Here is a 1,331-nt window from a genome sequence, read left to right on the forward strand (position 1 = left end):
AACTACGGCCTGACGCTGGAGGAGCTGCGCTCGGGCAAGCCGATCATCGGCATCGCCCAGACAGGGTCTGACCTGTCGCCGTGCAACCGCCACCACATCGAGCTGGCCAAGCGGGTGCGCGAGGGCATCCGCGAGGCGGGGGGCATCGCCCTGGAGTTCCCGGTCCATCCCATCCAGGAGACCGGCAAGCGGCCCACCGCCGGGCTGGACCGCAACCTGGCCTATCTGGGGCTGGTGGAGCTTCTGTACGGCTATCCCATCGACGGGGTGGTGCTGACCATCGGCTGCGACAAGACCACCCCCGCCTGCCTGATGGCCGCGGCCACCGTGGACATCCCCGCCATCGCCCTGTCGGTGGGGCCCATGCTGAACGGCTGGAACAAGGGCGAGCGGGTGGGCTCGGGCTCGATCATCTGGAGCGCCCGCGAGATGATGGCCCGGGGTGAGCTGGACTATGAGGGCTTCATCGCGCTGGTGGCCACCTCGGCGCCGTCGGTGGGCTACTGCAACACCATGGGCACGGCCTCGACCATGAACAGCCTGGCCGAGGCGCTGGGCATGAGCCTGCCGGGCTCGGCCGCCATCCCCGCGCCCTACCGCGAGCGGGGACAGATGTCCTACCGCACCGGTCTGCGCATCGTGGACATGGTCAAGGAGGACCTGAAGCCCTCGGACATCCTGACGAAGGACGCCTTCCTCAACGCCATCGCCGTCAACTCGGCCATCGGCGGGTCCACCAATGCGACGGTGCACCTGACCGCCCTGGCCCGCCACGCAGGGGTCGAGCTGCCCCTGAAGACCTGGCAGGACCACGGCCACCACATCCCCCTGCTGGTCAATCTGCAGCCGGCGGGGACCTATCTGGGCGAGGACTTCCACCAGGCCGGCGGGGTGCCCGCGGTGGTCAATCAGCTGATGGGTCAGGGGCTGATCCGTGAGGACGCGCCCACCGTGAACGGCAAGACCCTCGGCGAGAACTGCCGGGGCGCGCAGATCGTCCTGCCGGACGTGATCCGGCCCTTCGAGGACCCGCTCATGGCCGAGGCCGGCTTCGTGGTGCTGTCGGGCAATCTGTTCGACTCGGCGGTGATGAAGACCAGCGTCATCTCCCCCCAGTTCCGCGAGCGCTATCTCTCCGATCCGAACGACCCCGAGGCCTTCGAGGGAACCGCCGTCGTGTTCGACGGGCCCGAGGACTACCACCACCGCATCGACGACCCGGCCGAGGGCATCACCGAACGCTCGGTGCTGGTGATGCGCGGCTCGGGGCCCATCGGCCATCCCGGCGCCGCCGAGGTGGTCAACATGCGTCCGCCCGCCCACCTGATCAA

General features: G+C 69.0%; 1 protein-coding gene. It reads left to right on the forward strand.

Going from position 1 to position 1,331, the window contains the following annotated elements; translation table 11 throughout:
- Positions 1-1,331 (forward strand): IlvD/Edd family dehydratase (locus IWC96_RS00095; protein WP_196838125.1); only part of this gene is annotated, 1,331 nt, incomplete at both ends.

The sequence above is a fragment of the Brevundimonas sp. BAL450 genome (genome assembly GCF_015767455.1).
Taxonomy (GTDB): Bacteria; Pseudomonadota; Alphaproteobacteria; order Caulobacterales; family Caulobacteraceae; genus Brevundimonas; species Brevundimonas abyssalis.